Annotated in this window: 28 protein-coding genes; 20 read left to right on the forward strand and 8 right to left on the reverse strand. The window is 60.7% G+C overall.

What is annotated here, in order from left to right:
- Positions 1-6 precede the first annotated feature (6 nt).
- Genes ACN0YR_RS08650 through ACN0YR_RS08660 form a run of 3 tightly spaced genes read left to right on the forward strand, consistent with a single transcriptional unit; the run spans position 7 to position 3,965 of the window.
- Complete coding sequence (locus ACN0YR_RS08650) at positions 7-486, forward strand: HNH endonuclease (RefSeq protein WP_417848802.1); 480 nt, start codon at positions 7-9, stop codon at positions 484-486.
- Positions 483-1,823 carry a DNA modification methylase gene (locus tag ACN0YR_RS08655; RefSeq protein ID WP_417848803.1) on the forward strand — a complete coding sequence of 447 codons (1,341 nt, stop codon included), beginning with the start codon at positions 483-485 and terminating at the stop codon, positions 1,821-1,823. The genes ACN0YR_RS08650 and ACN0YR_RS08655 overlap by 4 nt, the downstream gene beginning before the upstream one ends.
- Positions 1,824-1,853: 30 nt before the next feature.
- Positions 1,854-3,965, forward strand: a complete 2,112-nt coding sequence (locus ACN0YR_RS08660; RefSeq protein ID WP_417848804.1) for an ATP-binding protein — start codon at positions 1,854-1,856, stop codon at positions 3,963-3,965.
- Between the two features lie 106 nt (positions 3,966-4,071).
- Here the strand turns inward: ACN0YR_RS08660 and ACN0YR_RS08665 are convergent, their stop codons facing one another.
- From ACN0YR_RS08665 to ACN0YR_RS08690, 6 genes are read right to left on the reverse strand one after another with little or no spacing between them, the layout of a single operon-like run.
- Positions 4,072-4,410, reverse strand: a complete 339-nt coding sequence (locus ACN0YR_RS08665; protein ID WP_417848805.1) for a hypothetical protein — start codon at positions 4,408-4,410, stop codon at positions 4,072-4,074.
- On the reverse strand, positions 4,410-4,709 hold the full coding sequence (locus ACN0YR_RS08670) for a hypothetical protein (protein ID WP_417848806.1): 300 nt from the start codon (positions 4,707-4,709) through the stop codon (positions 4,410-4,412). Before ACN0YR_RS08670 ends, ACN0YR_RS08665 begins: the two co-directional genes overlap by 1 nt.
- Positions 4,706-5,017 carry a hypothetical protein gene (locus ACN0YR_RS08675; RefSeq protein WP_417848807.1) on the reverse strand — a complete coding sequence of 104 codons (312 nt, stop codon included), beginning with the start codon at positions 5,015-5,017 and terminating at the stop codon, positions 4,706-4,708. Before ACN0YR_RS08675 ends, ACN0YR_RS08670 begins: the two co-directional genes overlap by 4 nt.
- Positions 4,971-5,672, reverse strand: a complete 702-nt coding sequence (locus ACN0YR_RS08680) for a winged helix-turn-helix domain-containing protein (RefSeq protein ID WP_417848808.1) — start codon at positions 5,670-5,672, stop codon at positions 4,971-4,973. Before ACN0YR_RS08680 ends, ACN0YR_RS08675 begins: the two co-directional genes overlap by 47 nt.
- Positions 5,657-5,872 carry a hypothetical protein gene (locus ACN0YR_RS08685; protein WP_417848809.1) on the reverse strand — a complete coding sequence of 72 codons (216 nt, stop codon included), beginning with the start codon at positions 5,870-5,872 and terminating at the stop codon, positions 5,657-5,659. Before ACN0YR_RS08685 ends, ACN0YR_RS08680 begins: the two co-directional genes overlap by 16 nt.
- A 19-nt stretch (positions 5,873-5,891) precedes the next feature.
- Positions 5,892-6,107: a hypothetical protein gene (locus ACN0YR_RS08690; protein WP_417848810.1), complete on the reverse strand. Its 216-nt coding sequence runs from the start codon at positions 6,105-6,107 to the stop codon at positions 5,892-5,894.
- Positions 6,108-6,233: 126 nt separating this feature from the next.
- On the opposite strand from ACN0YR_RS08690, the gene ACN0YR_RS08695 reads away from it, so the two are divergent.
- Positions 6,234-6,446 carry a hypothetical protein gene (locus tag ACN0YR_RS08695; protein ID WP_417848811.1) on the forward strand — a complete coding sequence of 71 codons (213 nt, stop codon included), beginning with the start codon at positions 6,234-6,236 and terminating at the stop codon, positions 6,444-6,446.
- The gene (locus tag ACN0YR_RS08700) at positions 6,436-8,757 is read left to right on the forward strand and encodes a terminase gpA endonuclease subunit (RefSeq protein WP_417848812.1); all 2,322 of its coding nucleotides are present in this window, start codon (positions 6,436-6,438) and stop codon (positions 8,755-8,757) included. Before ACN0YR_RS08695 ends, ACN0YR_RS08700 begins: the two co-directional genes overlap by 11 nt.
- A 66-nt stretch (positions 8,758-8,823) precedes the next feature.
- On the opposite strand, the gene ACN0YR_RS08705 is transcribed toward ACN0YR_RS08700, so the two are convergent.
- A complete protein-coding gene (locus ACN0YR_RS08705) occupies positions 8,824-9,183 on the reverse strand; it encodes a hypothetical protein (protein WP_417848813.1) in 360 nt (119 codons plus the stop codon).
- On the opposite strand from ACN0YR_RS08705, the gene ACN0YR_RS08710 reads away from it, so the two are divergent.
- From ACN0YR_RS08710 to ACN0YR_RS08770, 13 genes are all read left to right on the forward strand, one after another.
- Positions 9,171-10,577: a phage portal protein gene (locus ACN0YR_RS08710; RefSeq protein ID WP_417848814.1), complete on the forward strand. Its 1,407-nt coding sequence runs from the start codon at positions 9,171-9,173 to the stop codon at positions 10,575-10,577. The two genes, ACN0YR_RS08705 and ACN0YR_RS08710, sit on opposite strands and share 13 nt — an antisense overlap.
- Positions 10,531-12,720, forward strand: a complete 2,190-nt coding sequence (locus ACN0YR_RS08715; protein ID WP_417848815.1) for a hypothetical protein — start codon at positions 10,531-10,533, stop codon at positions 12,718-12,720. The genes ACN0YR_RS08710 and ACN0YR_RS08715 overlap by 47 nt, the downstream gene beginning before the upstream one ends.
- A gap of 99 nt (positions 12,721-12,819) precedes the next feature.
- Positions 12,820-13,161 carry a DUF2190 family protein gene (locus tag ACN0YR_RS08720; protein ID WP_417848816.1) on the forward strand — a complete coding sequence of 114 codons (342 nt, stop codon included), beginning with the start codon at positions 12,820-12,822 and terminating at the stop codon, positions 13,159-13,161.
- Positions 13,161-13,514 carry a hypothetical protein gene (locus ACN0YR_RS08725; RefSeq protein WP_417848817.1) on the forward strand — a complete coding sequence of 118 codons (354 nt, stop codon included), beginning with the start codon at positions 13,161-13,163 and terminating at the stop codon, positions 13,512-13,514. The genes ACN0YR_RS08720 and ACN0YR_RS08725 overlap by 1 nt, the downstream gene beginning before the upstream one ends.
- Complete coding sequence (locus tag ACN0YR_RS08730) at positions 13,514-13,942, forward strand: hypothetical protein (RefSeq protein WP_417848818.1); 429 nt, start codon at positions 13,514-13,516, stop codon at positions 13,940-13,942. Before ACN0YR_RS08725 ends, ACN0YR_RS08730 begins: the two co-directional genes overlap by 1 nt.
- A 3-nt stretch (positions 13,943-13,945) precedes the next feature.
- Positions 13,946-14,386 (forward strand): hypothetical protein, encoded by a 441-nt coding sequence (locus ACN0YR_RS08735; protein WP_417848819.1) that lies wholly within the window; start codon positions 13,946-13,948, stop codon positions 14,384-14,386.
- A gap of 11 nt (positions 14,387-14,397) precedes the next feature.
- Positions 14,398-14,679, forward strand: a complete 282-nt coding sequence (locus tag ACN0YR_RS08740) for a hypothetical protein (protein WP_417848820.1) — start codon at positions 14,398-14,400, stop codon at positions 14,677-14,679.
- Positions 14,676-15,320: a hypothetical protein gene (locus ACN0YR_RS08745; protein WP_417848821.1), complete on the forward strand. Its 645-nt coding sequence runs from the start codon at positions 14,676-14,678 to the stop codon at positions 15,318-15,320. Before ACN0YR_RS08740 ends, ACN0YR_RS08745 begins: the two co-directional genes overlap by 4 nt.
- 51 nt (positions 15,321-15,371) lie before the next feature.
- Entirely contained in the window at positions 15,372-16,913 is a 1,542-nt protein-coding gene (locus tag ACN0YR_RS08750) for a trypsin-like peptidase domain-containing protein (RefSeq protein ID WP_417848822.1), read from the forward strand.
- Positions 16,914-16,968: 55 nt separating this feature from the next.
- Positions 16,969-17,760 (forward strand): hypothetical protein, encoded by a 792-nt coding sequence (locus ACN0YR_RS08755; protein WP_417848823.1) that lies wholly within the window; start codon positions 16,969-16,971, stop codon positions 17,758-17,760.
- A 17-nt stretch (positions 17,761-17,777) separates the two neighbouring features.
- Positions 17,778-18,119 (forward strand): thermonuclease family protein, encoded by a 342-nt coding sequence (locus ACN0YR_RS08760; protein ID WP_417848824.1) that lies wholly within the window; start codon positions 17,778-17,780, stop codon positions 18,117-18,119.
- A 40-nt stretch (positions 18,120-18,159) separates the two neighbouring features.
- Positions 18,160-18,600: a phage tail tube protein gene (locus ACN0YR_RS08765; protein ID WP_417848825.1), complete on the forward strand. Its 441-nt coding sequence runs from the start codon at positions 18,160-18,162 to the stop codon at positions 18,598-18,600.
- Positions 18,601-18,619: 19 nt separating this feature from the next.
- Positions 18,620-19,135: a hypothetical protein gene (locus ACN0YR_RS08770; RefSeq protein ID WP_417848826.1), complete on the forward strand. Its 516-nt coding sequence runs from the start codon at positions 18,620-18,622 to the stop codon at positions 19,133-19,135.
- 2 nt (positions 19,136-19,137) lie between these two features.
- Here ACN0YR_RS08770 and ACN0YR_RS08775 read toward each other — a convergent pair whose 3' ends face one another.
- Positions 19,138-19,290, reverse strand: coding sequence for a hypothetical protein (locus ACN0YR_RS08775; protein WP_417848827.1), 153 nt, complete (start codon positions 19,288-19,290; stop codon positions 19,138-19,140).
- 114 nt (positions 19,291-19,404) lie between these two features.
- On the opposite strand from ACN0YR_RS08775, the gene ACN0YR_RS08780 reads away from it, so the two are divergent.
- The gene (locus ACN0YR_RS08780; RefSeq protein WP_417848828.1) at positions 19,405-21,744 is read left to right on the forward strand and encodes a phage tail tape measure protein; all 2,340 of its coding nucleotides are present in this window, start codon (positions 19,405-19,407) and stop codon (positions 21,742-21,744) included.
- A 9-nt stretch (positions 21,745-21,753) separates the two neighbouring features.
- A complete protein-coding gene (locus tag ACN0YR_RS08785) occupies positions 21,754-22,545 on the forward strand; it encodes a hypothetical protein (RefSeq protein ID WP_417848829.1) in 792 nt (263 codons plus the stop codon).
- The last annotated feature ends 42 nt before the right edge of the window (positions 22,546-22,587 follow it).

Genomic DNA, 22,587 nt, shown 5'->3' on the forward strand with positions numbered 1-22,587 from the left:
GAAGCCGTGCGACTGCTCAACTCGACGCAGTTGGGCACCGTGACCAGTGAACGCCAACTCTACCGCGACCGGCACCGAGCCGGATTTCGCATCGGCGATGGTCGCCGAATCGACCTGATCCGCTTCGCGGCCTGGTTGGCCGAGCAGCGGCACTCTCGTCCCGAGCGCTTCGACGACGTACTGCCAATCAGGACCCCAAGGAGCAGCGAAACCGTGACCGTTCAGGAAGTCCATGATCTCCTGGTTCGCCAGGACTTTCGCTGTGCTCTGACGGGTGAACCGCTCGCCCCGGCAGACGCATCAATGGATCACATCCTCGCCGTGTCCCGTGGCGGACCGCACACCATCGAGAACGCTCAGATCCTCAGCAGGGACGTCAACCGTGCCAAAGGCACCCTGACGAATGAGGAGTTCATCTCGCTCTGTCGCGCCGTTGTGCTCCACGTCGACAAGATTCAACCGCAACCCGCAAAGGAACAACAATGATCGCAAGCGCAATGACCATTGAAACCTGGCCGATCGATCGCCTGATTCCCTACGACAAGAACCCACGTCTGAATGACGATGCGGTCGAAGCCGTGGCCCGGTCGATTGAGGAATTTGGCTTTCGACAGCCGATCGTCGTCGACGACGAAGGCGTGATCATCATCGGCCACACGCGGTTGAAGGCAGCCAGGAAACTCGGTCTCACCGAAGTGCCGGTGCATGTTGCTCGCGGTTTGTCGCCGGAGAAGATCAAGGCGCTCCGCATCGCCGACAACAAGACCGCCGAGATCGCCGAATGGAACCTGGAACTCCTGCCGATCGAACTCTCCGAACTGCAGGGAATGGACTTCGACCTCGGGCTGCTGGGGTTTGATCAGGACGAACTCGCCAAACTGCTCGATCCGGGTGTGCAGGAAGGCATGACCGATCCGGACGAGATTCCCGCGCCACCGGATGAGGCAACTACCAAACCGGGAGACCTGTGGATTCTCGGTGAGCATCGTCTGCTCTGCGGCGACAGCAGCAAGCCGGAGGATCTTGACCGGCTGCTGGATGGCCAGCCGATTCATCTCTGCAATACAGACCCGCCGTACAACGTGAAGGTCGAACCTCGATCGAACAATGCGATCGCTGCTGGGCTGTCCTCGTTCAAAGGAACCACGCATCACCAGTCGATGGATGTGGCTCGACATCCGGAGAAGTCGAAACCGACGCAGAAAAAACTCCGGGCCAAGGACCGACCGCTTGCCAACGACTTCGTTTCCGATGACGAGTTCGATCGACTACTCGACGCCTGGTTCGGCAACATCGCCCGCGTACTGGTTCCTGGTCGCGGGTTCTACATCTGGGGCGGCTACGCGAATTGTGCGAACTACCCACCGTTCCTCAAGAAGCACAAGCTGTACTTCTCACAGGCCCTCATCTGGGACAAGCAGCACCCCGTACTCACCAGAAAAGATTTCATGGGTGCTCATGAATGGTGCTTCTACGGCTGGAAGGAAGGAGCCGCCCACGAGTTCTTCGGCCCAAACAACGCCACCGACCTCTGGCACGTCAAGAAGGTGAATCCTCAGAGCATGGTCCATCTGACCGAGAAGCCGGTTGAACTCGCCGTCCGGGCGATGCAGTTCTCATCCCGCACCGGCGAGAATGTCCTCGACCTCTTCGGCGGCAGCGGCTCCACGCTGATCGCGGCTCAGCAAACTGGCCGCCGGGCATTCCTGATGGAACTCGATCCGTTGTACTGCGACGTGATCGTGCAGCGGTGGGAGCAGTTCACGGGAAAACAGGCAACGCGTACTCAGAAAGATGAGTGCACGGTTGATGTTGGCCAGTGAAGTAACTCCCTGCGACAGTTGGAAATCGATATGCTTTGGGCAACGAATGCGACGAAGTACCAACAAGGTTTCAGAGAAAGGCCTTTGCAGGCGATGGAATCGTACCTCAGAGGTAGAGTCCGCAACCTCAACCTCTCCCCCAAACGATGTAATCTACCAGTCTTTGAAGCGGTGATGAATTCGCTTCAAGCGATTGAGGACCGTACATCATCCGGGTGGAAGCCTTCCGACGCGAGAATTCGCATCGTCGTCGTCAGAGATGAAAGCCAAGGTACGCTGTTTGATGGTGGGTCGGTGCCCCCAATCAAGGATGTCGTGATTGAAGACAACGGAGTTGGCTTCGATGATGAACATTTCGCAGCGTTCTGTCGGTTGGACGACGACTTTCGCGCCGCGAAAGGCGGAAAAGGTATCGGGCGGCTTTCTTGGCTTTCTGCATTTCAGAGAGTGTCCGTCTCGAGTGTCTTTGAGAATGGTGAAGGAGCTCGTTGTAGGAGAACCTTCGAGTACGCTGTCGAGGCAGACGGTACCCGAGACGAAAAACTTGGCCCCGCTGGCGAAAACGAGGTTGTCGGAACACTCGTAACGCTCAGCAGTCTTCAGAAGAAGTTCCGTGACGAGTGGCCCAAAAAGCCATCGACTTTCGTCGATCGATTGGCAGTGCATTTTCAGCGTTTTCTTGCATTGGACACTTGTCCGCAGATCGAGGTAGTCGACGGTCTCCTACATGAGACGATCGAGCTCCGTCAGTACTTTCGTGAGAACTTCCTGGTTGACCGGCACGAAAGCAAATTCAAGATCACAGGAAAGACTTTCAACGTCGTCCACCTCCTCCATCGCGTTTCGGGGGAGCCAGGCGAACAACGCCATACGATTACGATGCTGGCAAACGGAAGGCCGGCCGAGGACCCTCACACAATCCCAGCCGGACTCGGCGTCCCGAAGGGGGGAATTCGATGTGATGGAACTTCCCTTTATTACAGTGCATTTGTCTCTGGGGACGTACTGGACGAATTGACAAATGACTCTCGCACCTACATTGATATCGCCACTGAAGAAACTGCGTTACCAAATGAACTGACCCGGGAGCAAATCGTAGAGAAGACTGCTGCCGGTGGTCGCAAGTTTCTGGGTGACCGGGTCGCTGCAATGTACGCGGATCTACAGGAGAGAATTCAAAGGATTTGTGATCGCGAGGTTCGATATCGGCCACTCTTGAAGCACTGCGCCGCCCAGTTAAACAAGATCGAGCCATCGTTACCAGACTCGAAACTGGAAGACGCAATCAACGCGGTCTATCGCGATTACATGGAATCGCTACGGGCTCGCACGCGACGCGTCTCGAAGCGAGCATCGCAACACATCGATGACCTCGACTCGTTTCGCGCTGAGATAAAGGAGGTGCTGGAGAATTGGAATGAGGCGGCCATGTCCGACTTGGCGTCGTATGTCGCCCACCGACGGGTCATCCTTTGGTTTCTGAAGGAGCGATTGCGACTGAAAGATTCTGGAAAATTCCATTTCGAAGAGTCGGTGCATGCAGTCTTCTTTCCAATGGGCTTCGACACTGACGGTTACCCCGTCAGCGCTGCCAACTTGTGGCTGATCGATGAAAGAATGTCGTTTCACGAGTACTTGGCGTCCGACATGGCGATCTCTCGACATACGACGCTCAAGAATGCGTCCGCTCAGGAACCAGATTTTACAGTGTACGACGCCGCCCATGCATTTGGGCCGAACGAGCCGCAGCGAGCGACAATTACACTCGTCGAGTTCAAACGGCCCGGCCGCGAGGGATACACGATGGAGGACAATCCGTACACGCAAGCAGTCCGGTACGTTGAGGATATTCGCGACGGTACGGCTAGGTTTCGCGACGGTCGCCCAATCAGTGACCTTCGGAATGTGCATTTCTTCGTCTACTTGATCGCGGATCGTTCAAAGCCACTCCATCGGATATTGAAGGCGTATGATTTCCTCGAAACGTCTGACGGCCGCGGCTACTTCAAGCACTCTGATTGTGCTTACTTCGAGGTGATCACATATGAAAAACTGATCGATGACGCCGCTATGCGACATAAGGCATTCTTTGACAAACTGCACCTGCCAGAAGATGCCGGCGGAGGAGTTGCCGATGAGTGAATGTACCCGAACCGTACCATTGAAACCCAAGTTCGGCGATGGTTGGGCGTCCACGAGAAAAACGCCCGCACGGATTGACGTGGGGCGTCGTGGGCCAGTTGGCCCGTCAGGCATCAAGAGCGTGAAACTCGGTAAGGGCGTCCTCGACCATGAAGTTGGAGGCCGGGTAGCAGCGGCGGTGGCGTACGGTGACGCAGCCGCGTTCTTTGAGGAACGCCAGTGCGATCGCCGCCTGCGTGCAGCGGATTTCCGGTAGACTGTCCCACAACCCGTTCGTAGTGACCCCCACGTTGGCGTGCTCATCGATGAAGTGTGCCACAGCCCGGTAAGAGTCCAGGCTGCAGCGGTGCTGGTACGACGAGCCGTCCGGTTTGACGACCGTGCGGACCAGCCAGCCATCTTCGAGCGCGAACGTCTGCCGGTGGTCGATTGTGCGGCGGGGCATCACGGACCTCCTTCAGTGGGATCGAAGATCGTGCCGCAGGCGTCGCAGCGGACGAACTTGTCAGCGCCGGGGAACTCGTCAGCGATCCATACGAGACGGTCCGGATTGCGTTCCCCGCACTCAGGGCAGGCGAACTCGGGAGCGACCGATTCCGCAACCGGCGGGTCGAGGCGGTCGGCGATTGCCAGCAGCACCTCGACCAAGTCGTCGGCATCGATCATCCGCGAGCGGTAACCATTCGCGATGGCCTTCTGCATCGCGATTGTCACCTCGCGAATGGCGTCGGAGATGTGGGTCATGCGGCACCTCCTGCGGTGGCATATCCCCGAAGCTGGGCCTGAACCTCGTGTTCACAGGCCCAGACACCGTCATCGCCTTCCGTGGCAAGTTGGCGCAGGGTCTCGGTGTCCCCCCGCGTGATCGCGACGGACACCAGTCGATACAGCCAACCGTCGTCATACTCGGATGCGGCCACGTCGGCGGTTCCGAGTACCAGGTCTTCGATATTGAACGCGACTTGTGTTCCGATCGGGAATGGATGTTGCATGATGGTCTGCTCCTTAGATTTTGAAGAGGTCGGAGACCGCCTTCGGTCCGGGAGTCCCATCCGCCGGTTTGGCCGTCTTCTTGCGGGTGGTCTTCGCCTTCGGGGCAGACTTCGCCTTGGCGGTCGTGTTGCCGCCGTTGACGGTGAACAGCCCCCGGTCGGCCTTCTGGAACCGGGCCTCGGTTCCCTTGGCCGAGATCTCGCGCGTGATGGCGGCGTAAAGGGTCTGTGCCGGGGTCTTGCCAGCCGGGCTGGTCCAGTATCCATTGGCCGCCATCACTTCGATCATCGCCTTGGTCGTCATCGGCTCGCCTGATTCGGTGAGCACCTTCGCAGCCGCATCGAGTTGACTGAGCTTGCCCGTGGCCTTCGTGGCACGCGGCTTCTTCGGCGCAGCCTTGGTTGCTGCCTTGGTCTTTCGGGCTGGAGTCTTCTTCGTGGTCTTCTTGGTCGCCATCGTCGTGTCCCTTTCAATCAGGGGTTCAAAGGAAAGGGCCTCGACCACAACGGTCGGGGCCCAGGAGGTTTCGTGATTGCGTGAGGCCCGGAATGATCTGGTCGAGCCATCCGGGCTGGTGAACTCGACCAGTTGTTGCGGCTGGTCAATCCGGACACGCGCCCGGCATTCATTGACCATCAGAAGCGTGCCGGTAATCGCCAGTTCCGGTTGAAGGAACCGCGTTCCCGGCGGCAGTTGACTCAGGGGGCGTCGCATGGTTGTTCGTCTCCGTCGCCGGCCAGATCGCGTTGCAGCGCCCGGCAGGCCTGCCCCATGCGGGCGGCGTTCTGAATCGCGTCATAGATCAGGTTCGAGACCTGCCAGTCGTCGCAGGTGATTTCCAGCAGCCGGTTGATATGCCGCCGGAGTTCCTGGTCGAGGTCGTTGAGGCTTTGTTTCGTTGTTGCGTTGGTCATGTGTCGTCTCCGGTTTGACTCAAACGGGGAACCCGATGTCGCGGGCTTCGTCTTCGTTGACCACCCCCATCGCGAAGGCGGCGTAGACCGCGTACTTCAGCGCGTCGTGCATCTGCTCGGCATGGCCCCAGTTGATTCGCTCCTGGTGCGGGACCGTGTTGGTGGCAGCCTGCATCCGCGTCAGGAGGACGGCCATCGTCTCGGCGTGTTTCGCGGTCGTCTGGCGGGCGTTCATCGTTGTTCCTTTCGTTAGCGTTTCGTGGTTCGCATCGCGGTTGCGACATGACACGAGTTACCTCGGATGCGAAACGTCATCCACTCAGTTCTGAGCAGAAAAAGCAGGTTTTCAGCAGGTTTTCACATGTCCGAACACGGCCCTATCAACCCCTTGGCGCTCCCGATTGCCGACGCGGCGCAGCTGCTCTCGAAGGCGGGGGCTCGACAAATTCGGGTCGAGCAGATCGAGGCGGATGTGGCAGTCGGTGCGCCAACGAACGGCGATGGGACGATCAACCTGGTGACGTACGCAGCTTGGCTTACCTCCCAAGGCGGAGGTCGAACCCGTGGCGATTGACCCCCGACAACTGAAGCCGAGCGAGCTGGTCCGGCTGCTTAACTCGACGCTGCTCGGCGAAGTGACCAGCGAGCGTCAGCTCTATCGCGATCGCCAACGGGCCGGGTTCCGGATTGGTGACGGGAACCGTGTCGACCTGGTGCGATACACCGCGTGGCTGGCCTGGGAACGCCATAACCCAAAGCCCGCGCAGACTCCTGAGTCCTACGAGCAGCACAAAGATCGTGCCGCCCGCCGCAGCGCGGAACTCTCGGCCGCCGGACGGGACATCGGTGACCTGCCGGCGATCTCTGATCCAACGCGACGATCCAAGGCAGCAACCAACTTTCAGTTCTTCTGCGAGTCGTACTTCCCGCAGTCGTTCCACCTGGCCTGGTCCGACGATCATCTGAAAGTGCTGCGGAAGATTGAGCAGGCGGTGCTGCAGGGGGGCCTGTTTGCGATGGCGATGCCTCGCGGCAGTGGCAAGACGACCATCTGTGAGTGCGCCTGCATCTGGGCGGTGCTCAACGGTCATCGAGAGTTCGTGTGCCTCATCGGCTCCGATGAAGGGCATGCAATGGACATGCTCGAGTCGATCAAGACCGAACTCGACGCCAACGAACTGCTGCTGGCAGACTATCCTGAAGTCTGTCATCCGATTCAGTCACTCGACGGAATCGCCAACCGCTGCAACGGCCAGCTGTACCACAGTGAGCGGACTCACATCGGCTGGACGGCGAAGTACATCGTCCTGCCGACGCTGCAGCCGAAGGGCTGGTCCGGGGATGAAACACTTAGTGCCTTGATTCGAGAGGATAGTCGCGCACTGGCCAGCGGCGCGATCATCAAAGTCGCTGGCATTACCGGCCGCATTCGGGGGATGAAGTTCAAACGGCCGGATGGCAAGTCGGTTCGGCCCAGCCTCGTCGTGCTCGACGACCCGCAAACCGACGAGTCGGCACGATCGGTCTCTCAATGCCAACAGCGGGAAAGCATTCTCGCCGGGGCTGTTCTCGGTCTCGCCGGTCCGGGGCACAAGATCTCCGGCATCATGCCCTGTACGGTCATCCGACCGGGAGACATGGCCGACCGGATTCTGAACCGGGACCACCACCCGTCGTGGCAGGGCGAACGCACAAAGATGGTCTATGCGTTCCCCAGCGACACCAAGCTGTGGGATCGGTATGCCGAGCTGCGTGCGGAAGGGCTGCGCAATGAAGACGGCGGCGCTGCGGCGACCGAGTTCTATCGACAACATCAAGCGTTGATGGATACAGGCTCAAAGATTGCCTGGCCGGAGCGGTTCAACTACGACGAACTCTCCGCGATCCAGCATGCAATGAACCTGAAGCTGCAGGATGAAGCGGCGTTCTGGGCCGAATACCAGAACGAGCCACTGCCGGAAGTCGAGGTCGATGAGAACGAACTGACGGCCGACCAGATCGCCGCCAAACTCAACGGTCTACCCAAGGGACGCGTTCCACTCGGCTGCCAGCACCTGACGATGTTCATCGACGTGCAGCAGAAGCTGCTGTTCTACGTCGTCTGCGCCTGGGGTGAGGAGTTCAGCGGGGCCGTGCTCGAGTACGGAGCTTGGCCAGATCCTCAGCGGGCCTACTTCTCACTCCGTGATGTGACGAAGACGCTGTCCACGGTCGCGGAAGGGACGGGACTCGAAGGAGCCATTTACGCTGGACTGCAGGCGCTCACAGAGAAGCAACTATCGCGAGAATGGCAGCGTGAGGATGGGGCCTCGCTGCGAATCGAACGCTGCCTGATCGATGCCAACTGGGGTACGTCGACCGACGTGGTCTACCAATTCTGCCGGCAGTCGCCCCATGCAGCGCTGCTGCTGCCGAGTCACGGGCGGTTTGTGGGGGCGTCGAGTCTCCCGTTCTCAGACTACAAGCGCCGGCCGGGTGACCGTGTCGGTCTCAACTGGCGTATCCCAGGCGTGATGGGCAAACGGGCGGTCCGCCATGCTCTATTCGATACGAACTTCTGGAAGTCCTTCGTCTTCGCCAGGTTGGCGGTGGCCATCGCGGACAAAGGCTCACTCTCGCTATTCGGCCAGAAACCAGAACCGCACCGCCTGTTTGCCGAGCATCTCGTCGCCGAGTACCGCGTCCGTACAGAAGGTCGCGGCCGCACCGTCGACGAATGGAAACCCCGTCCCAACCAGCCCGACAACCACTGGCTCGACTGCCTGGTCGGCTGCGCTGTGGGGGCATCGATTCAGGGTGCGAGTTTGCTTGGCGAGGGGAACGTGGCCCCAAGAGCAACAAAACGCTTGAAACTCTCGGACCTGCGGGCACGCAACAGAGCCTGAAAAGACCAGCGTGACACAATCTTGCCAGAAACTTTCGTACGAATTTCCGCCGCCAACGTATAAATACTATAGAGGGGGACAGTTTCTCCGATGCCGGAACAACCGCTTGATGACACCATTCGCGATAATGCTCAGGGGCCTGCCGAGGCTCGTGGTGATTCCTCCAGCGTGAAGCAGCACTCTCTCAGGGACCAGATCGAAGCCGATCGGTTTCTTGCCTCCAAGCAGGCAGTGAAGTCCAAGCGTCGCGGCATTCGCTTCACGAAGATCAGCCCTCCGGGCGCTTCTTGATTCTCTCTCAGCGGTCGTAGCCACGCTGGCTCCCGCGTGCTCCTTCAGTTCGAGGACCATCCTTCTTGCTTCGTTGGCTGCGCCAGTTCCTGCCTGCTCGACGTTCTGAACCATCGCAAACGGTGTTTCAGACACTGCGGCTGATCAAGGCGAAATATGATGCGGCGGCGACGACCGACGAAAACCGGCGGCATTGGCGTAACGCGGATGACCTCTCCGCCAACGCCGCCAACAACGCGGAAGTGCGCCGGTTGCTGCGCATCCGCAGCCGATACGAAGTCGCCAACAACAGTTACGCCAAGGGGCTGGTGCTGACACTGGCACACGACACGGTGGGGACCGGTCCCCGGCTGCAGATGCTGACACCCGATAACAGTGTCAATCGGCACCTTGAACAGGAGTTTTCACAGTGGTGCCGCAACGTCCGTCTGGCAGAAAAGCTGCGCACAATGCGCATGGCCCGAGCGGCCGATGGCGAAGCCTTCGCGCTGCTGACCGACAACCGAGCCCTGCCATCAGCAATCAAACTCGATGTGCAACTCATCGAATGTGATCAGGTCACAACGCCGGATCTGTCCCTGAAAGCCCTGCGGGCAATCGATGGCATCCGGTTCGACGGCGATGGCAATCCGGTTGAGTTTCACATTTTGCGTGACCATCCGGGTGATCCCCTGGCGGGAATTGGTTTCAAATACGACCGCGTTCCCGCCCGAAGCGTCATTCACTATTTCCGGGCGGACCGCCCGGGGCAGGCACGCGGCATTCCCGACATTACTCCGGCGCTCCCGCTGTTTGCACATCTACGTCGATACACACTGGCGGTAATCACCGCTGCTGAAATCGCCGCTCTGCCTGGGGGCGTGCTCTATACCGACGCTCCTGCCAACGGGGAAGCCGAGTCGGTCGAGCCGATGGACCTCATCGAGCTTGAGCGGGGCATGCTGATGACCATGCCGGGCGGTTGGAAGGTGAGCCAGATCCAGGCTCAGTTTCCGACGACCACGTATGGCGAGTTCAAACGAGAAATCCTGGGAGAAATCGGACGTTGTCTGCTCGTTCCCGTCAATGTCCTGACCGGGGATTCCAGCCGGCACAACTATGCATCGGGCCGACTCGATCACCAGACGTATTTCAAGTCGATCCGCGTCGAGCAATCGCATCTCGAAGCAGTGGTGATGGATCGCATCCTGGAAGCGTGGCTCGCGGAAGCTGCGATGGTCCCCGGACTGCTGCCGAAAGCGATTCAGCCCACTCTGACGCAGCGAACGTGGATGTGGGATGGAACCTCCCATGTCGACCCGCTCAAGGAAGCGAACGCCCAAGCCGTCCGTCTGGCGTCATTCACAACCACGCTGGCTGATGAATACGCCCGCATGGGACTCGACTGGGAGACACAGATTCGTCAGCGGGCCAAAGAACTGGCGCTGCTGAATGAACTGGGACTGATGCCTGAATCGACTGTCATTGACGAAGAGGAGTCGGATGCCGAAGACCAACCCCAAAACCGCGACACCGTCGCAGCTGCCTGATCCCCTGCGGGTTCCGGCGAACCTGCGGATCATTGAAGGCGAAGGACCGACCGATTTCCGGTTTCTCGAAGCTGCCGCTGATGAGAACGCTGGGGACAACGCTGAGAAGGAACTGCGGCGGTTCTCGATGACCGCCTATACCGGGGGAAAGTTGCTGCTGGCCGGGTTCGCCTTCCCGGTCATCGTCGATCTCTCCGGACTGAAAGTTTCCGCGAAGAGCCGACCGATCCTGCGGGACCATGATGCCTCCCGCATCGTCGGCCACACGGAAACGCTGGAGGTCAATGCCGGCTCGATCAAGCTGGCCGGGGTGATCTCAGGAGCGAATGACCACGCCCGCGAGGTGACGGCCTCCGGAGACAATGGATTCCCCTGGCAGTCTTCCATCGGAGCAATCGCGCAGCGGATCGTGTTCGTCGACCAGGGCGAATCGGTCGAAGTCAACGGCCGGAAGTTCAGCGGTCCGGTCTATGTCGCCAGGCAGTCCACTCTCCGGGAAGTCAGCTTTGTTGCGCTGGGGGCAGACGATCAGACGATCGCCCAACTCATCGCTCGTCATTCACAACCATCCTCTTCACAGATCGAGGCACAACCTATGGAATTCGAAGCGTGGGTCGAGGCACAAGGATTTGATCCGAACGCCCTCACTGATCAGCAGTCCCAGTCGCTGCGGGCCATGTGGTCGCAGAGTTCGAATCAAGCCGACACGGAGTCAAACGACAACGCGACGAGCCCGGCGTCAAACGGCACAAATGCGGATGAAGCACAGGTGAGCGCGAGTGCTGCCACAGAGACTGCGACGGCCCAGTTACCTCCAAATCTGGCCGGACAGCTGCGGGCTCAGTGGGTAGCTGAACACCGGCGGATCATGAAAATCACGGAGATCTGCGCGGGCGAGTTTCCGGAGATTCAGACCCAGGCGGTTGAAGAAGGCTGGGACGCCACACAAACCGAACTCGCGGTGTTGCGGGCTTCTCGTCCAAAGGCTCCTCCGATTCACGCGTCGCGCGGTGTTGCTTCGGCCCGAGTTCTGGAAGCAGCGGTCTGGCTCTCCGCGAAGATCCCCGAGCAGGAGTGTCTCCGAAAATTCGGAGAACAAACCCTTGATGCGGCTGATCCCATCCGGGCAATCAAACTGAGGGAACTGGTCGCAGAGTGCGCACGACTCGAAGGACACGATGTCCCGCGGGTGTTTGGTGAAGGTCGCGCCACGATTGATGCCGGATTTGCCACGGTCAGTCTTCCCGGCATTCTCGAAAGCGTGATGAACCGGACCATGCTGGCCGCCTATGAGGCCACACCCATCGCGGCGCTGCAACTCTGTGCCATCGGCTCGGTGAGTGACTTCAAAGAAGTGACACGTTATCGACTGCTCGGGACGGGCGGCTTCGAAAAGGTCTCGCCCAGCGGCGAGCTCAAGGCGGGGGCTCTGAGCGAGCAGGCATTCAAGAATCGGGCAGAAACGTTCGGTCAGTATCTGATGCTGACTCGTAACGACATCATCAACGACGATCTGGAAGCGTTCCTCGAACTGCCGAAGCAGATGGGACGCAGCGGGGCTGAGTCGATCGATGACCTGTTCTTCTCACTGTTCCTGTCGAACCCCGACAACTTCTTCAGCGGACCCAACAACAACTATCTCGCTGGCGCATCGACGGCGTTCGGTCCCGATTCCCTGACCGTGGCCAAGACTCAGTTCCGCAAGCAGAAGGCGGGGCCGGGTGGTAAGGCGAAGAATCAGAAGCCGATCAACGTGCGGCCGAAGTACCTCGTGGTGCCGGTAGAGATCGAAACGGACGCCGAACTGCTGATGGGCTCCGCCCAGCTGATGATCGACGCCTCGGGGACGGCCACGAAGATCCCGGTCGATAACCCGCACCGCAACAAGTACGAAGTGGTCTCGATGCCACACCTTTCGGACGCGGTGTATTCGGGGGCCAGTGCCAAGGCGTGGTACCTGTTCGCCGATCCAGCACTCGTGCCGGCATTCGAGATTGTGTTCCTCAACGGCCGTCGCACACCCGTCATCGAGCGTGTGGATGCTGCTCCCAATTCCCTCGGCATGGGCTTCCGCAGCTATATCGACTTCGGTGTGAGGGAACAGGATCCGCGTGGCGCGGTGAAGGTCAAAGGTGAGGCGTAACAGCCCCTTCGAACCACGGACCGGTTCACACTGGTCCGTGGTCTTCTCTCTCTTCCTCATTCCCCGTAATGGCTTTGACAATTCAGGAGTCTCATACTCATGCCACTCGTCACGTTTGTTCAAGAAGGATCGGCGGTCGACTACACGCCGAATGCCGATGTTGAAGCCGGCGATGTCGTCGTGCAGAACGATCTCGTTGGCGTCACCAAACGCAAGATCCCGGCCAATACGCAGGGAGCGTTGCATGTCGCCGGCGTGTTTGATTTTCCCAAGGCAACCGGAGCCAGCACCGCAATCGCCGCTGGCGTCGAAGTCTTCTGGGATGTCGCCGACACTGAGGCGAAAACCGACAGCGAAACCGGGGCCAACAAGCTGATTGGCAAGACGGTCGCAGCTGCCGGAGACAACGATGCTGAAGTCCGCGTCCGGATGTCGCAGTAATGGGTGACCTGCTGGCGCAGGGGGCCGCGTGGCTCGAACAGCAGCGGACCCGGCATCTGGCGACAACCGTCACCTATGTCCGTGGTGCGTCGACTGTCGATGTGCTGGCCACGATCGGTCGGACGAAGTTCGAAGCGGATGACGGCCATGTTGTCCGGGTTGAGTTCACCGACCGGGATTTTCTGGTTCTGGTCGCTGACCTGATTCTCGCTGGCCAGCCAACCGAGCCGGAGCGTGGTGATCTGATCCGTGAGGGACCGCGCGAGTTTGAAGTGCTGGAATGGCGGTTCTCTGATCCCTACCGCCAGACGTTTCGGATCACCACCAAGCACACGGGAACAACGGAGGCCTGATGCCGCTGATCACGCAGGTTGCTGAGGCTGTGATCGCCGAACTGAACGGAACGACGTTCAGTCAGCCGTTCACAGCAGTACGGTCCTATCTGCCCCGGTCGGAACTGGCGGAACTGAAGGCACTCAAGGTGACCGTTGTTCCGAGTGGCCTGTCGGTCGTTACCGCCTCACGCGGCCAGACGCAGCAGGATGTAGCAATCGATGTCGCTGTCCAGCAGAAGCTGACAGGTGAGGACAACACGGACCTCGATCCGCTGCTGGCTTTGGCCGAGGAGATTGCAGCTCACTTCCGGGGGAAGCGGCTCACATCGTTTCCGCATGCCATCTGGGTGAAGACGGAGTTCAAGACGATCTATGCGCCGGACCACATCGACCAGCTGCGGACGTTCACCAGTGTGGTTTCGCTGACGTTTCGAGTGATCGAGTAACCGATGCCGGTCATCGGAGTCCGCCTCTCGCAGGCGAAGCGGCTGTTCTTCGATCGACAGAAAGTCCTGTCGAAAGTCAGCCGGGCCGAACGGCGGGTGCTGTCCCGGTTCGGAGCCTATGTCCGGCAAGATGCGAAGCAGCGGATTCGCCGCCGCAAGCGTCCCTCGCAGCCGGAAGAGTCGCCTACCAACCAAACCGGGCTGCTTAAGCGGCACATCTATTTCCTGTTCGATCCCGACCGCCGCTCGGTCGTGATTGGCCCCGCTCGGCTGAGTACCGGAAGCGACGCTCCCGCCACGCTGGAGTACGGCGGCCAGACCGTCGTTGAAACCACCGACGGCCAACCGGTGCGTGTCGCTATCGAGGAACGCCCCTACATGGGACCGGCGTTCCGCCAGGAACTTCCCAAAGTCCCTGCCATGTGGCGGGATTCTGTTCGCTGACCAGGAGTCTTATGGCTGCATCGCCTTCCAATTCTGAACCGCTGCATGCGCTGGGGATGAACGGCAACGGGTATGTCGTCATCCCGAAGTGGTTCGTTTCGTTCCTCAGTTTCACGGTCTCGGTGATCTTCGTCGGTGCGGTCCTCTGGGCCTGGCAGATGAGTTCCGACGTGAGCGCGATCAAAGCGGAAGTTCGAGCCAACGCTCAACTCCGGTCGGCGGAACTGGAGGACATCCGTCGCCGACTCGCCCGGCATGATGAGTTGTTCGACCGACTGCGGGGGGGCGAATGACCGAGATCAACTTTCAGCCACTCGACATCGCCGCCTGCTACGGCACCGGATTCACGGCGAAAGCGATCAGTTACGGCACCGCGTCCTTCCTGGCCCCGCCGCGACTGAAGATCGGCCCCTCCCATGTCGCCGTGCTGTGTGAGTTTCACGGCAGCATGGTCTGGATTGAGTCGACCACACTCTGCAAACACCCCTGTGCGATCCTCGGCTACCAGGTCGACGGCTGCCAGGCCCATCTGCCGGAGGATCGCATCCGGGACTACATCACCACCGGCGGGCACGTCGATCTCTATCGGTTGTCGCCCATTGAAAAACTCTCGCAGTCCGAATCGGAACTGCTGACGACGATCCTCGTCCGGCACTTCATTGGCCAGCGGGTGACGTATGACCTCGGCGGTGCACTGGTCTCCGGCACGCGGTTGTTCAAACGAACCCGACTGCTGCCGCAGGCCGATCTCAACGAACTGTTCTGTTCGGAACTAGTCGCCGCCGTCTGTATGCGGCTGGGACGGATGAACCGCTCAAACCCGACCCGGTTCAACCCCGCCTGCCTGCTGCGGGAGCTGGTCCGCCAAGGGACGTTCCGGTTCGAACGGGAGTTCCCCGCGCTGCCGCGACGCACGCCCGGCGTTTTTCCGTGAGCCCCGCTGATCGGCTCGCGTGTTCTGATTCCGCTCACCCGGAGGCCGCTGTTGTTTCTGCTCCTTGCTTTCACTGCTGTTCTGTACGGAGCGGCGCTCTGCCGCACGCTGCTGGGCGCGCTGCTCCGCAGCCGGTCCCGTGATGTACTGGTCCTACTGCTGGCGCTGACCTGCAGCACCGCGGCATTCGCAGATGCCGTTGACGAAGCGGTCGTCATGGTGGAGGGCTGCAGTGGAGTCTGCGTTGATCCCGATGGTCTGGTCCTGACCGCGAAACATTGCGAGTTGCCCGCAACGGTCACGATCCGATTCAAAGACCGAACATCCACTGCCCAACGGGTGTATGTCAGTCGCGATGCCGAGGGCCCGGTGGTCTTTGACTGTGAAGGGGATGGCTATCCCTATCTCACCGTCGCTGCGAGTCCACCGCAGATTGGGGAACGGCTCTGGTCTTATGGCTATCCGCAGGTGAATGGTCGTCGCGAACTCCGCTGGAACAGCGGCCCGTTGTTGCGGTGGAGTACGTTCGATTACGGCGATGGATCGTTCAATGGCAATGTGGTCGGGTTCGTCACCGGTCCCGGCTGGAGTGGTGGCCCGCTGCTGAACGCGAAGGCGGAAGTCTGCGGTTTGCTCAACAGCACCGACTGCGCCACCAGCGTGTTCATCTCGTCGGCTGCAGTCCGTCAGGCGTATGCGACCGTCCGTCAACAACTCGAGCGAGAGCGTCCCCCTAATGATGGCCGTCCGACCCTGTACGTGTTCGGTTCGATGACCTGCGGTCCCTGCCGGCAGTTCAAAGATGATTTCGCGAACAACGCCTCGTTTCGTCAGCAGCTGGAAACGCGGTTCTCCGTCGAGTTTGTCGATGCCGACAAGCAGGTCGATCTGACCAGCCGGTTCGGCGTGACGGAAGTACCAACGTTCATTGTTCCCGGTGGTGTCCGCGTCTCCGGCTACCAAGAACCGGATGACTTGCTGGTGCGGCTTGGCATTCAGCAGGAGATCGCCGCTCGGCCGCCTCCGCAACGCGACGTGGTGCCTGATCCCATTGAATCTACACCTCAGCGGTCCGATGTGGAGGTCGAACCACCAGCGACGGTTGAGCCACCAGTCGCCGATCGGCCAGCGTCGGAACTTCCAGCACCGACTGTTCCCGACGAGCCATCCGTCGCCACATCGCTCGATGTCGCCGATCGGCTCGATCGTCTGAGCGGACTCATCCAAACCGGAGTCTCGATCGCCACCTGGCTCGGTGTCGGCGGCATGACCGGGGGAGCGGGTGGTCTAATTTTGGGTGGACTTGCGGTCTGGCGCACGCTCCGTCGCCGACGCAGCCCGAAACCAGCCCGTGATCCACCGACGAAAGTGACTCCGCCGCCGGTTGTCACGATCGACAGTCCACCCCCTCCGCAAGCGATCGTCCCCGAGACCCGTTTTGCTCCCTATGAGCGGGACACGTTTGCTGAAGCGTTCGCCTGGGCCGAAGCCGAAATGGCCCGGAAGTATCCCGGCTCCGTCTCGACGCTGGAATCGATCAAGGGGCTGATCAATCAGTTCCTCGCTGCGAAAGGGGTGAAGTCGACGAAGTAGTCCGCTGCTGAAGTTTTGCCCCGTTTCAGTTCTCCACCTTCACGAAAGAATGCCCATGTCTGGTAACGATGCCTTCCTCTGGTACAACGTCGGTGACTGGGGCCGGTTTGGCCTCGCGATCCCCAACTTCTCCAACGACACGAAGTCGCAGAACGACACGATCCGCTATCTGACGGACGTGGTCGGCCGCAATCTGCAGGCGATCCTCTGGCATCCCGATGCCCGGCTGCGGACGCCGCCGTCGATCAACACGCTGACCCGCATCCACAAGCTCTGCACGCGGGCGCGGTCGATCCTGGCGTCGCGGGCTGTGCCGGCCAACATCCTCAACATGGAGACGGCGCACGCGCTCCCGGCCCCCGAGGAGTTCCTGGTTTACCCAACCCCGTACTTCAAGGTCCGCAACCAGTGGCTGAAGCAGTACGCCGGGCTGATGCTGATCGGCCTCACCGAAGCGATGCAGCACCAGGAGAACGCCCGCCCGCTGGAAATCAGCGAAGCGTTCGCGGGCCTGATCGGCCAGTACGTGCAGCGGGTCTATCGCCTGATGGCGACGGAACTGTTCCGTATCCCACTGGCCGATGCCACCAAGCCGGACTTTACGATCAGCGAAGAGCAGCTGGCCGGCTACAACCCGTCCGCCTGGTTCACCAGCACCGAACTGCTCGACACCGTTGCCCCGCTCGACGACTGGCCGACCGAGGATGACCTCGAAGTCCTGACCAACGGCATCCCGATCAGCCACCTGCCGGTCCTCGGCCGCTGGCCGTCGGGTCCGAGCGGCACCGTCGGCAGCGGCACTTCGGTTCCGGTTGGCGAATCGTTCGCGCCGGCCCCGACGGCGTAACCGGGAGGTAATCAGCGATGTACGAGTACCGGGCCCGGATCACACGAGTGATTGATGGTGACACCGTGGAGGCCGAGATCGACCTCGGGTTTCACGTGACGTTCACCGCCACGCTCCGGCTGACCGGGATCAATGCGCCCGAGATCCGTGGGACCGAACGTCCTCGCGGTCTCGCGGCGACCCGGTATCTCGAATCGCTCCTCGATGACCTGACCGGCGAGAACCGCGAACTGACCATCCGCACAAAGCAGGATCTCACCGGGAAGTATGGCCGCTACCTTGCCGAACTGATCGCCGGTGAGGTCAACCTGAACCACGCACTGGTCGCTGCCGGACATGCTGTCCCGGCTGAGTACTGAGCACGGACCATTTCACGAACCTGATTGAGAGGCAATCACCATGGGCGTCCGGCTTGGACTTGATGCCAGACTGTTCCGCAACTCCAGCAGCTATGACACTCCCAGCTGGCAGGAGATGAAGAACGTCAAGGATCTGACGCTGAACGTGGAAGCGGGGGAAGCCGATGCCAGCACCCGTGGCAACGGTGGCTGGCGGGCGATCCTGGCGACGCTCAAGGATGGCTCGATCGAGTTCGAGATGGTCTGGGATACGGCGGACGCCGGGTTTACGGCGATCAAGGATGCGTTCTTCAATAACACGCCGATCGAATTCGCCGCTCTGGATGGTGACGTCGCCACCGCTGGTTCACAGGGGCTGCGGGCCACGATGGCGATCACCAACTTCAGCCGGAACGAGCCACTGGAAGAAGCGATCACCGTTTCCGTGACCGCGAAGCCGACCTACGCCGAACATCCTCCCGAGTGGATGACCACCACGTAACCTGGAGTAACCATCTCGCATGAAGTCATTCACTGACCGCCAGGGACGCTCCTGGACGATCGAAATCAACTACACCTCGCTGAGACGGGTGCACGCGCTGACCGGGATCAACCTGACCCGGATCGTCGATCCCAAATCGAACGTGATGGAGCAGCTGACGGGTGACCCGTTCGTCCTGTTCGATTGCCTGGTTGCGATCCTGCAGCCGCAGTTGGATGAGAAGGAGATTACCGCCGAGCAGTTTGGTGAGGCCCTTGATGAAGAGTCGGGGGACAAGGCCTCGATGGCGCTGATCGAGGCGATCATCGATTTTTTCCCGGAAGGGAAGCGGATGCTGCTCAAAAGGGCGCTGACGAAAGTCCTGACAGCCGCCGAACGCCGGCAGCTGGCGACATTGGACAAGGCGCTGCAGGCGGTGGAGAGTCCGGAGTTCTACCAGGCGATCGAAACGGCGCTCGACGAGGCCAGCCGATTGACGTCTGGAAGCTCGGCTACGAACTCGCCGGCATCATCGGTGTCGACCCCGGCCCGCTGACGCTACGGCAACTCTGCTGGATGGCCGACGCCGCCTCCCGCGACCGCTGGAACCATACCGCTTCCCTGCTGGCGCTGATCACGAACTGCCATCGTGATCCGAAGAAAGCCCGCGCCGCGCGACCGAAGGATTTTCATCCACACACGAAGGGACATCGCTCCCGTCATGAGCGTAAGCCCCGTGTGGGGGTGGATGTCCTGAAGCAGGTGTTCGTCGATCGCCGTCCGCTCGACTCCCACTGATTCTCTGACTGAACCAAGGAACCCAATGTGCCTGCTGCTGGTGCAATTCGTGCTGCCCGCGCTTACGTCGAGTTATTCGCCGACGACTCGAAGCTCGTGCGGGGACTGCGTCGTGCCCAGGCGAAGCTGAAAGCGTTCGGGAGATCGGTCCAGCAGTTTGGCCGTCAGCTGCTCACGGTGGGGTCGCTGGCGGCCGTGCCGTTTGCACTTTCCGCTCAGACATTCGCCAACTTCGAATCGCAGATGGCCCGCGTGAAGGCGCTCACCGGCGCAACCGGGGAGCAATTCACCCGGCTGGAACAGGAAGCGAAGCGGCTCGGAGCGACGACGGTTTTCTCCGCCAGTCAGGCGGCGGAGGCGATGAGTTCGTTCGCGCTGGCGGGGTTCAGCGTCGATCAGATCCTGGCGGCGATTGGTCCCACACTCGACCTTGCGGCGGCCGGGCAGATTGAAATTGGCCAGGCAGCCGACATCGCCGCGAAGATCATGGCGGGGATGGGACTCTCTGCCGAAGAACTCGGCAACGCCGTCGATGTGATGGCCAAGGCGATGACGACGGCGAATACCGACCTGACGATGCTCGGTGATGCATTCAAGTTCGTCGGGCCGATGGCGAAGTCGGCCGGGATCTCGCTGGAAGAGATCACGGCGGCGATCCAACTGCTGTCGAATGCCGGTATTCAGGGAGAGATGGCCGGTTCGACCTTGCGCGGGATGCTGCTGTCGCTGACATCCCCCTCGGCAGCAGCGGAAGGAGAACTCAAACGACTCGGAGTCCGGATCACAGATGAGGCCGGCAACGTCCGGTCTTTGGCCGACATTCTCGCCGATCTGGAAGGTGCCCTCTCCGGTGTCGGTTCCGGCGAGAAGCTGCGTGTCCTGGGAACGATCTTTCCCGCGCGACAGGCAGCGGGGGCGGCGGAACTGGTCTCGCAGGGAGCCGACAAGCTTCGCGAGGCAACGGCCGCCCTGGGTGATGCCTCCGGCACCGCTTCCCGGATTGCCGGGACGCAGCTCGACACGCTCAAGGGAGATGTCACGATCCTGCTGTCGGCGCTGGAAGGGGTAGCGATCGCCGTTGGCGAAGCATTTGGGACGGAACTTCGGGCAGCTGTTCGGGGCGTGACCTCGTTTCTGTCGGCACTGGGAGTCTGGATCGGTGAGAATAAACAGGTCGTGCTGACCACCGTCGGGATCATCGTCGGGATTCTCGCCGCCGGTGTGGCGCTGGTCGGACTCGGAGGAACAATTCAGCTGGTAGCATTCGGATTCGGTGGACTGGCCACCGTGATCGGCACGGTTGCCTCGCTGCTGGGGGCACTGCTCTCGCCGATTGGCCTCGTTCTGGCGGGGATCGGAGCACTCGGCGCATACCTTATTAATACGTCAGATCTCGGTGGGCAGGCGCTCGACTGGCTGGGGGCCCAGTTCAACGCCCTGAAATCCACAGCCATCCGGGCATTTGGCGGGATTGGCGATGCTCTGGCGGCGGGAGACCTCGGTCTGGCTGCCCGGATTCTCTGGCTGACGCTCAAAATGGAGTGGCAGAAGGGAATCAACGCGCTCAACCAGCAGTGGGTCGAAGTCAAACGGTTCTTCGTGGCGGTCTGGACCGAAGCGGTCTACGGCGCAGCGGAAGTCGCCGCCAACGTTTGGGCCGGACTGCAGACCGGCTGGACCGAGACTGTCGACTTCCTGGCCGATGCCTGGGCACTGTTCACGACCGGCCTGACGAAAACCTGGAATACAGCGGTCGGGTTCATCCGCAAAGCCTGGGTTCGACTGAAGTCACTGTTTGACTCGGAGATCGATGCCGAAGCGGAGGTGACCCGGATCAACGAGGAAGTCGCCGGGAAGAACAATGCGGCCGACTCCCAACGGAATCAGGAGATCTTCTCCCGCGAGCAGCAGCGCCGCGCCCGGTTGGGACAGATCGACAGCGATCGCTCCGGGACTCTCGCCGAACTCGAACAAATGCGGGACGCCGAGCACCAGCGGAATGCTCAGCAGTTTGCTTCGGAGGTGCAGGACTCACAGACCGCGCTCGATGCCGCCCGTCGCGAATGGCAGGCAGCACTCGAAGAAGCTTCCCGCAAACGGTCCGAAGCGGAGGCCGGTGACGCGACCGACCCCAACGCACCTGCCGATCTGATGCAACAGTTGGAAGAGAAGCTCGCTGCTGCCGGATCAGGCCTGCAGTCGGCCGCCGACAAAGTCAGCGTCAGTGGGACGTTCAACGCAATGGCGGTTCGTGGTCTCGGCGGAGGCTCGCATGCTGAGCGCACCGCGCGTGCCTCCGAAGAAACCGCCCGCAACACGCGGCGACTGCTGGACGAAGCGCATCACGGCGGCCTGCAGTTCACGTAATGGAGCCTCATGTCCGTCACCGTCACCGAGAAATGGGATTCGCGCGAGCAGTCGGCCGGGGAACAGCCGTCTGTTGATCGCCGGTTCCTCGTTGTCGGGACGTCGGATGACATCGAAGCCCACAGCGAACTGATTGCCCAGACGCCCGCGATCTATGCGGGACTGGTCCGGCAGTCGACCCATCTCGAACGGATCGCCGAGAACGCCTGGGAAGGCTCTGTCCGTTATGGCCGGTTCGAGCCACCGCAGACCGGTGACTCGTCCTACTCGTTCGATACGGGCGGTGGGACGCAACACATTACACAGTCGCTAGGCACGGTGGGCGTCTGGGCAGCACCAGGTGTGTTCCCGCCGAACTTTCGCGGCGGCATCGGCGTCACGAAGGATGGTGTCGAAGGGGTCGACATCACGATCCCGGTCTACAACTTCGCCGAGACGCACTACATCGACGCCGCGCTGGTCACCGGAGCCTACAAGGCTGCGCTGTTCTATCTGACGGGGACCGTCAACAACGGACCATTCCGTGGGTTCGCGGCTGGAGAAGTATTGTTCCTGGGAGCGGCCGGTTCCATCCGGGGACAGGAAGACTGGGAGATCGCGTACCGGTTCGCCGCCAGTCCGAATGTCCAGGGGCTGACCGTCGGCAGCATGACCGGCATCGCCAAACGGGGCTGGGATTATCTCTGGATTCGTTACGCCGATGTTGAAGACCCGGATGCCAAGATGCTCGTGAAACGCCCGTTGTCGGCCTACGTCGAGCAGGTCTATCCCTACACCAACTTCGCAGGGCTCGGAATCTGACCTTCGATCTGCATGTTGATTATCACCTCCTTCAGTGAGATC

Source organism: Thalassoglobus sp. (assembly GCF_048270125.1).
Taxonomy (GTDB): domain Bacteria; phylum Planctomycetota; class Planctomycetia; order Planctomycetales; family Planctomycetaceae; genus Thalassoglobus.

Bases quoted from the DNA above. Each gene is read 5' to 3' on its own strand.
- ACN0YR_RS08685 (WP_417848809.1), bottom strand. From the start codon at position 5,872: ATGACCAACGCAACAACGAAACAAAGCCTCAACGACCTCGACCAGGAA.
- ACN0YR_RS08695 (WP_417848811.1), top strand. From the start codon at position 6,234: ATGTCCGAACACGGCCCTATCAACCCCTTGGCGCTCCCGATTGCCGAC.
- ACN0YR_RS08765 (WP_417848825.1), top strand. From the start codon at position 18,160: ATGGGCGTCCGGCTTGGACTTGATGCCAGACTGTTCCGCAACTCCAGC.
- ACN0YR_RS08725 (WP_417848817.1), top strand. From the start codon at position 13,161: ATGGGTGACCTGCTGGCGCAGGGGGCCGCGTGGCTCGAACAGCAGCGG.
- ACN0YR_RS08715 (WP_417848815.1), top strand. From the start codon at position 10,531: ATGCCGAAGACCAACCCCAAAACCGCGACACCGTCGCAGCTGCCTGAT.
- ACN0YR_RS08770 (WP_417848826.1), top strand. From the start codon at position 18,620: ATGAAGTCATTCACTGACCGCCAGGGACGCTCCTGGACGATCGAAATC.
- ACN0YR_RS08755 (WP_417848823.1), top strand. From the start codon at position 16,969: ATGTCTGGTAACGATGCCTTCCTCTGGTACAACGTCGGTGACTGGGGC.
- ACN0YR_RS08660 (WP_417848804.1), top strand. From the start codon at position 1,854: ATGCTTTGGGCAACGAATGCGACGAAGTACCAACAAGGTTTCAGAGAA.
- ACN0YR_RS08665 (WP_417848805.1), bottom strand. From the start codon at position 4,410: ATGCCCCGCCGCACAATCGACCACCGGCAGACGTTCGCGCTCGAAGAT.
- ACN0YR_RS08760 (WP_417848824.1), top strand. From the start codon at position 17,778: ATGTACGAGTACCGGGCCCGGATCACACGAGTGATTGATGGTGACACC.
- ACN0YR_RS08690 (WP_417848810.1), bottom strand. From the start codon at position 6,107: ATGAACGCCCGCCAGACGACCGCGAAACACGCCGAGACGATGGCCGTC.
- ACN0YR_RS08785 (WP_417848829.1), top strand. From the start codon at position 21,754: ATGTCCGTCACCGTCACCGAGAAATGGGATTCGCGCGAGCAGTCGGCC.
- ACN0YR_RS08680 (WP_417848808.1), bottom strand. From the start codon at position 5,672: ATGCGACGCCCCCTGAGTCAACTGCCGCCGGGAACGCGGTTCCTTCAA.
- ACN0YR_RS08720 (WP_417848816.1), top strand. From the start codon at position 12,820: ATGCCACTCGTCACGTTTGTTCAAGAAGGATCGGCGGTCGACTACACG.
- ACN0YR_RS08730 (WP_417848818.1), top strand. From the start codon at position 13,514: ATGCCGCTGATCACGCAGGTTGCTGAGGCTGTGATCGCCGAACTGAAC.
- ACN0YR_RS08740 (WP_417848820.1), top strand. From the start codon at position 14,398: ATGGCTGCATCGCCTTCCAATTCTGAACCGCTGCATGCGCTGGGGATG.
- ACN0YR_RS08735 (WP_417848819.1), top strand. From the start codon at position 13,946: ATGCCGGTCATCGGAGTCCGCCTCTCGCAGGCGAAGCGGCTGTTCTTC.
- ACN0YR_RS08775 (WP_417848827.1), bottom strand. From the start codon at position 19,290: ATGTCCCTTCGTGTGTGGATGAAAATCCTTCGGTCGCGCGGCGCGGGC.
- ACN0YR_RS08745 (WP_417848821.1), top strand. From the start codon at position 14,676: ATGACCGAGATCAACTTTCAGCCACTCGACATCGCCGCCTGCTACGGC.
- ACN0YR_RS08675 (WP_417848807.1), bottom strand. From the start codon at position 5,017: ATGGGACTCCCGGACCGAAGGCGGTCTCCGACCTCTTCAAAATCTAAG.
- ACN0YR_RS08655 (WP_417848803.1), top strand. From the start codon at position 483: ATGATCGCAAGCGCAATGACCATTGAAACCTGGCCGATCGATCGCCTG.
- ACN0YR_RS08670 (WP_417848806.1), bottom strand. From the start codon at position 4,709: ATGACCCACATCTCCGACGCCATTCGCGAGGTGACAATCGCGATGCAG.